Here is a 7,169-nt window from a genome sequence, read left to right on the forward strand (position 1 = left end):
ATGGACGAGGCGCTTTTCCGTGCCATAAACAGCGTGTCCGGCCATGCGTGGGACACGGTGATGGTGACGGCGTCCAGCACGTCCACTTGGAGCGCGCCGGCAGGGCTGCTTGCGGCGGGCCTGCTGATCCGGGACAGACGGCGCGGCCTGTGGGCGATTGCCGCGGCTGTGATCGCGGTGGGAATAGGGGATGCGCTTGGTTTTTATGTTTTAAAGGAACTTGCCGCCAGGGCCAGGCCCTGCTTCGCGCTGGAAAACGTGCGGATTCTTATCGGTTGTGGCGAGGCGTATTCTTTCCCCTCCAATCACGCCATAAATTCGCTGGCCATAGCCGGGGCGATTGGGTATTTTTTCCGTCCAATGTTGTGGGCGCTTGTCCCGGCGGGGCTTCTTGTGAGCTTGTCCCGCGTGGCGGTGGGGGCGCATTACCCTTCGGACGTGGCGGCGGGCGCCGTGATAGGCTTTATCATAGGGTGGATCGTGTCAACCATGATTGAAAGAAAAACCGCGGGCATTCGTTGCGCCGCGACAAAACTCCGCATAGTGTTCCTGGACAGGGACGGATGCGTGAACGTGGAGGACAATCATATACGCGATATCGCCCAGTTCCGGCTTTACCCAGATACGCTGGAGGCGATACGAAAGCTCAACTCGGCCGGATTCAAGGTGGTGGTGATAACAAACCAGTCCGGCGTGGCCAGGGGGTTGATGACCGAGGAGCTTGTCCGGCAGACGCATGATCTGCTGATGAAATGGACGCGGGAGGCGGGGGTGACGATAGACCGGATCGAATATTGCCCCCATCATCCCGAAGGGAGCGTGGCCGATTACGCCAAAACCTGCGATTGCAGGAAGCCGATGCCCGGCATGCTGATACGCGCCGCAAAGGAGCTTGGCGCCGATCTTCCGGAATCATACGTCGTCGGAGACAAGATAAGCGACATCGAGCTGGGCCCCGCCACCGGCGCAAAGGCGATCCTTGTGCGGACCGGATATGGCGCCAGGGACGAAGGAAAGATAATCAGCGGCGAGGTCCGTCCACCCGCTTTCGTGGCGGACGGCATAAAGGAGGCGGTTGATTGGATTCTGGCCGACGCCGGATTGCGCAAATAAGCGGCGGGATGATAGATTTTAGCCGGGCTGAATCAATTAGCGGAGCGTGGGACAATGGACGATAGCGGCGGGGAAAGCCACAAGTATGTAAGTGTGCCGGTCTGCTTTTCGGTGCGCTGGAAGCGGGCTGAGGACACGGCCATGCTCAAGGCGGAAATCGTGAGCCACCGCACATCCGACAGGTACATGGCCCCGCCCCCCGCCTTTTCAGAGTCCGCCATAGACGCCGCCGATCTGGTTGATTTCCAGCGTTCGGCGCCGCATATTTTCAAGATGTGGGCGGCGCTGGAAAAAAAGCTGGATTACCTGATCCGTCTGACCAGCAGGCAAGCCGCGGACGATCAGAGTTTCTCGGCAGGCATGTGCCTTTCACTTTCAGAAGGTGGAGCGGTGATAAAGCTGGCCGAGCCGATCGCAAAGGATGATTTGCTAAGGCTCCGCCTTAATCCTCCGGCATACCCGATGGTGATGGTGGAAACTTTGGCCAAAGTCGTCGCGGTCACTCCCGATCCTGAAAAACAGGAAGAGATTCTTTTGGAGGTGGAGTTTGACGCCATCAACCACATGGACAGGGAGGAGATAGTGCAGTTCCTGTTCCGCCGTCAGCGGGAGATCCTGCAGAAAAAACGGGAGTGACGCCGCCAGTTGCGATGTATGGTCAATTTTTCTGGCTGTACCTTTCGGCGCCCCAGAAAAAGCGGGAGAAACGCCGCTTGCCGGCCTTCTGCTCCATAACGATAACGCCAAGGTCCCTGTCATCCGCGCTTATTCCGGCCACGCGCGGATTTACGATGTATGCCGCCTCCATCATCACAAGGCTCTTGCCATCTTTCTTGCCTGCGGGGATTGTCACGTTCACGGCCTGGGATCCAGCAAGGGAAACGCGTTCCGTCTTTCCGTCGGCCATGATGGTCACTACCTGCGGCCTGTTATTCACCCCCGGCAAAGGACAGGCCAGCGTCATGCTTATTTTCCCGTCGATCACGTCGGAATAAAACACTCCCCTGCGCCCCATCCAGCGTCCCACCGTCCCGTCCGGCTGTTTTTCCCAATTGTGGAATCCGGCGGCAAAGCCTGGGTTGACTGTCTGGTCCATCACCGTTTTCACCTGCCAGACGAAGGCCACAGCGATGCAGGTGATGGCGGAAAGAAAAAAAACGCGGCCTTTGAAAAAAGGCTTTTGAAAGCCTGCCGCCAGCCCGGCCAGCATGCCCAGCGATATCCAGAAAGAGGAGTCTATAGCGCGGCAAACGGGCGTATGGTGGGTTATTCCCAGGAAAAGCCACATCAATCCGGAAAAAAGAAGGGCTGCCGCAAGCGTCTTTTGTCCGGCTGCCGGGCCGGACTTGATATAGCGGTATCCGGCGAAAAGCGTCAGCAAAACGAAAGAAAAGAAAAGCCCGAAGCCGATCAATCCCTGGTCAGCGAGGAGCTCGGCGTATATGGAATGGGCCGATTCATGCGTGGCAAAGCCCACGTCTTCCCAGTTTGTATAGTCGGCGGAGAAAAAGTCCCAGAAAAGCGCCGTGAACCGGCCGAGGCCTACCCCCAAAAGCGGCGAGAAGATGAACATCAGCGCCGCGGTGTGCCAGAGGAAAAGCCTCGGTTCGAGGATGACGTTAGCCCGCATGAAATACAGGGGATCATCTATATACATCCATGAATTTTTTATCAATTCCCAGCTTAACCTGCCGAATATCTCCTTCTGGAAACGCTCGGAGGCCATATTCGTGGCCAGCGCCGCTCCTATGATGACGGCGAACACCGCCAGACCTGCGGCAGTGGTCAGCGTAGAACCCTTTATTCGCCCCTTGAGCGCAGGCAGGATTATCAGCGCTATCAAAATCAGCACCGCCAGATAAAGGGCGATGGCAGCGGTGCGAAGCCCCCCCTGGATGACGCAAAAGCCGATTGCCGCCGTGATCGCGGAGTAAAACGCCACGGTGAAGGGCCTGGACTTGCCGAGCCACGCAAGTCCCGCGGCCAGCGGGAGGGCGAGCAGAAGATATTGGTTGAAGAAATGGAGCGCGTATGAAAATCCGGTTATGGAGTCCCCATACTTGCCCACAAGGGAGAGCCCAAGGTAGCGCCATTTATCAGGATTATGGGGGACGGCGCCGTAGGCCAGCAAGACTGCTATCAAGCATATTGCGCCCGCAAGCGCCACGTACGCCGAAAGCAGCTTTCGCAAATATGATGGCCCTGCCTGGGAGGTAATGTGGCAAGCCACGGCGAAAAGCCCCAGCCCCGAAACAAGGTTCATCAATGTCCGCAGATAATTAACGCGAGGTATTGGGTGCGCGGCCAGCCAGTTGGCCGCCTGCTCCGAAAATCCGACGGCCCAAAACTCATAGTAAAACTCTTTTCCGTCAATTGGGACGCTGGCGGCGGAGGCTATTATCAGAAGCGCGATCAAGCGGCCGGATGGAATTTCAAACCGCCATCCACGCAATAACCGATGGGCAAGGGCGGACGTAAGCGCGCCGTATATCAGGATTTCTGTAATCCAGTAATACGGCCACCCGCTTTCCCCGAGGAAAAACGGGGTGGCCAGCAACGTGAAGGCAAGGCCGTTGGCGGGATTTGCCGCCGTTGCCACCACAAAGGCGGCAATGGCAATCCCCGCAGCCCATTTTTCCGGCAGGGCGAAGAAATATGCTCCGGATCCTATCAAGGCGAACAGGCAAAGCATCCAGTAAGGATTGATCAATAATCCGGCTGAAGAGCTTTTCCCGTCCTGGGCGGTCATCTGTTGAGCTCCGGGGATGCGGTCATATTGGCCACGATATCAGCGAGGTCTCGGCCATTGGGGCCTAGGATACGCCGTTTATGATGAAGGGGGTGGAATTTTCCCATTCGGTGTCGAAGTCCCATAGCGAGACAAAAAAGAGGATGTAGTTGAACGGTGGAATAAGCTTGATGGACTTCATCTCGCATCTGACCATGAAATAATAGCGCGCGCCTTGCTTGAGGTTGGACACGGGCCCCATGTCCACACCTTCAAGGCGGGTCATCCATTTTTCCATTTGCTCATAATCGCCCATGGCCGGTTCCTGCGCCTGCTGGCCGTCTGCCTGCGTTGGCTGGTCCTTCGCCTTTTCCTTGTTGTACTCCGCGGCCGCCAGCTCCTGTTCGAAAGTCAGGTCCTCGTCATTCTCACCTTTCTTTTCCCACATGAGGTACACCTTGCGCAACGCGTCGAACTTCACCGTCCTCTTGACGGCCAGTTTGCGCGAGGTCTCGTTCCATATAAGCGAGCGGATCCTTTTAAGCTCAATGAAATAAGTGAAAGTCATCGGCATGCCGCTTAGCACGCTTTCCTTGATTTCCCTGGTGAAGGCCCCTTTGAGGATGGCGGAAGCGCCAAGCCTTTCCCCCTGGCCGGAGCGCACCACGTCCACGATGAAAGCGTCCGCCGCCGCCTGCCGGGGATTCCATGCCTGGAGGAACGTAGAAAAGAATATGGCCGCAAACAAGCCCGGGGCCAAGAAATATGACAAGCCGCCGGGACTCTTTTTTCTGACTTTCAAATCTTTAACCGGAAATAATTGGTTTCAACACTAACTTTGCGAACGCAAAAAATCAAGACAAATGCGCATGCAAGCGGGCTCGATGCGCAGTTCAATTCTTGCCAATGCGGGTTGGTGAGGCTAAAATCTAAATCTGGATGTATTCAAGGTGTTCATTATGTTCAAGTCGGCCGATCCGGCGATAAACCGGATCGCGGAAAAAGTTTACGCGGGCGAAAGGCTCTCTTTCGAGGACGGGGTTGCGCTCGACAGGACGGCGGACATGCTGGCGCTTGGCCGGATGGCCAACACCGTGCGCGAGAGGCTCAACGGATCCAGCGCTTATTACATCAACAACCGCCATATAAACCACACGAACCTTTGCGTGAATTCCTGCAAGTTCTGCGCTTTTTCGCGCAAGGAGGGGGACGAGGACGGGTACACCATGTCCGTGGAACGCGTCCTTGAGGAGGCGCATAAATACGACGGGCAAAGTTTCTCGGAGTTCCACATCGTCGGCGGGCTTCATCCCACCATGCCGTACTCGTACTACCTTGAAATGGCGCGAAGGCTCCATGATGACTTCCCGGCGGCGCACATACAGGCCTTCACGGCGGTGGAAATAGCATATTTCGCCAAAATATCCGGCAAAAGCGTGGAGAATGTTCTCGCCGAATTCAGGGACGCCGGTCTGGGCTCGTTGCCCGGGGGCGGGGCGGAGATTTTCGCCGGAAGGGTGAGAAAGAAAATTTGCCCGGAAAAGATAACCGGGGAGGAATGGCTGAATGTCCACAAGGCGGCCCACCGCGCCGGGCTGCGCTCCAACGCCACGATGTTGTACGGCCATATAGAGAAAACGGAGGACCGGGTGGACCATCTTATGCGGCTGCGGAGCGCGCAGGAGGAGACCGGGGGATTTCTCACGTTCATCCCGCTGGCGTTCCATCCGAAGAACACGGACTATGAGAAGCTGCCCCGCACAACGGGGCAGATGGACCTGCGGATGATCGCGCTGGCCAGGCTTATGCTGGACAATTTCCCGCATATAAAGGCGTTCTGGATCATGATCGGGGAAAAGATCGCCCAGCTTTCGCTCTCGTTCGGCGCGGACGACGTGGACGGTACAGTGGTGGAGGAGAAGATCACCCACTCCGCCGGGGCCGAGACCGCGCAACGCATGGCAAAGCGCGGCCTTGAAGCGCTCATCGTCGAGGCGGGGCGCGTCCCTGTGGAGAGGGACACCGTTTACAACCTGGTGACTACCTGATGACGGAAGCTTCGCGCCCGAGGGTGGGATTCCACGATTTTCTCAACTCAAAGCCCATATTGCATCCATTCAGGCACGGCCTTGTGGAAATGCCTTTCAAGCTGATAATAGACACCCCGGCAAACCTGGCCGAAAGGTTCCACGCAGGCGAACTGGACATGGCGCTCGTCCCGTCCATCGAATACGCCCGCAACAAGGACGCGGTGATAGTCCCGGTGGTATGCATCGCCTCCCTTGGCAGGGTGCAGACGGTGCTGCTGTTCTCGGAAAAAGCGGTGGAGGAGGTGGACTCGGTTTGCGTAGATCCTCGCTCGCGCACTTCCGTGGCGATGCTGCGGATACTTTTCAGGGAGAAGTTCGGGAAAGATCCGTCAATAGTCGTCGGCGGGGGAGATCCGGCGAAAATGCTCGACAGCGCAGAGGCCGGCCTTGTTATCGGCGACGCGGCGTTTTCCATCGACCGCGAGAAATATGTGGTCCACGACCTTGGGGAGATGTGGTTCTCGCATTGCGGCAGGCCATTCGTCCATGCGGCTCTTTGCGCCCGGCGCGGGGAGAAGTGGGACCTGGCTATCGCCGCCATCGCCGAGGCAAAGGCGGTCGGGCTGAAGAACAGGGAACTTATCGCCCGCCAGGAGACAAAATCGCACCGCCAGGCGGACGAGCTTTATGATTACCTGACAAAGAACATCCTGTTTGACCTTCAAAGCGAAGAAAAAGAGGGCCTATCCTATTTCCTCTCCGCCGCCCGCGCCATGGGGCTGTGCCAGCGGGACGACCTGGAATTTTACGGCTGACCGGTAAAGTCACTTCTTGAACGCCAATGCCACGGAGTAATGTGTGCGGCCTTGTGACTGTCGTGACGTATAAAAGTGGTGATATTAAACAGGAAAAGCTCTCCGGGGTTGAGGATCATATTATTACAAATGCGTATCGCTCATGGACATGTTATTTACCATTAATTGTTGACATATACTCAATATTTGTAAGAACATTTGGTTGACGGTTGATTTGCAGGGCCAAAAACCTTCGCCGTTGTTGTAGCAACTATTAAACGCTGGATATATGAGATCGTTAATTTGCGGAGAAGATCCTTCTTTCAGGAAGGATGTCACCAGTATATTAACGGCATCCGGCTTCACGGAGTCAATCCCTTTTTTAGTTGAAACTCCCGGCATGACCGTCACGCCGCTTTCACCATTATCTTCCCCGCCAGAGCCCGTTTCATGATCTCACGCAGTTCTGGCAGGTGTTTATAACCGCTCACTTTCCTCAACCTG

Annotated in this window: 6 protein-coding genes; 4 read left to right on the top strand and 2 right to left on the bottom strand. The window is 56.4% G+C overall.

What is annotated here, in order from left to right:
* Nucleotides 1–1,113 (top strand): HAD-IIIA family hydrolase, encoded by a 1,113-nt coding sequence (locus HZB29_06100; protein MBI5815165.1) that lies wholly within the window; start codon nt 1–3, stop codon nt 1,111–1,113.
* 54 nt (nt 1,114–1,167) lie between these two features.
* Nucleotides 1,168–1,749 (top strand): PilZ domain-containing protein, encoded by a 582-nt coding sequence (locus HZB29_06105; GenBank protein MBI5815166.1) that lies wholly within the window; start codon nt 1,168–1,170, stop codon nt 1,747–1,749.
* A 22-nt stretch (nt 1,750–1,771) separates the two neighbouring features.
* On the opposite strand, the gene HZB29_06110 is transcribed toward HZB29_06105, so the two are convergent.
* Together HZB29_06110 and HZB29_06115 are read right to left on the bottom strand one after the other, a co-directional pair.
* A complete protein-coding gene (locus tag HZB29_06110; protein ID MBI5815167.1) occupies nt 1,772–3,862 on the bottom strand; it encodes an O-antigen ligase family protein in 2,091 nt (696 codons plus the stop codon).
* Between the two features lie 64 nt (nt 3,863–3,926).
* On the bottom strand, nt 3,927–4,601 hold the full coding sequence (locus tag HZB29_06115) for a DUF4390 domain-containing protein (GenBank protein MBI5815168.1): 675 nt from the start codon (nt 4,599–4,601) through the stop codon (nt 3,927–3,929).
* Nucleotides 4,602–4,800: 199 nt separating this feature from the next.
* On the opposite strand from HZB29_06115, the gene mqnE reads away from it, so the two are divergent.
* Nucleotides 4,801–5,889, top strand: coding sequence for an aminofutalosine synthase MqnE (gene mqnE, locus HZB29_06120; protein ID MBI5815169.1), 1,089 nt, complete (start codon nt 4,801–4,803; stop codon nt 5,887–5,889).
* Entirely contained in the window at nt 5,889–6,686 is a 798-nt protein-coding gene (locus tag HZB29_06125) for a menaquinone biosynthesis protein (GenBank protein ID MBI5815170.1), read from the top strand. Before mqnE ends, HZB29_06125 begins: the two co-directional genes overlap by 1 nt.
* Nucleotides 6,687–7,169: the final 483 nt, after the last annotated feature.

It is taken from the genome of Nitrospinota bacterium, from assembly GCA_016235255.1.
GTDB lineage: Bacteria > Nitrospinota_A > UBA7883 > UBA7883 > JACRLM01 > JACRLM01.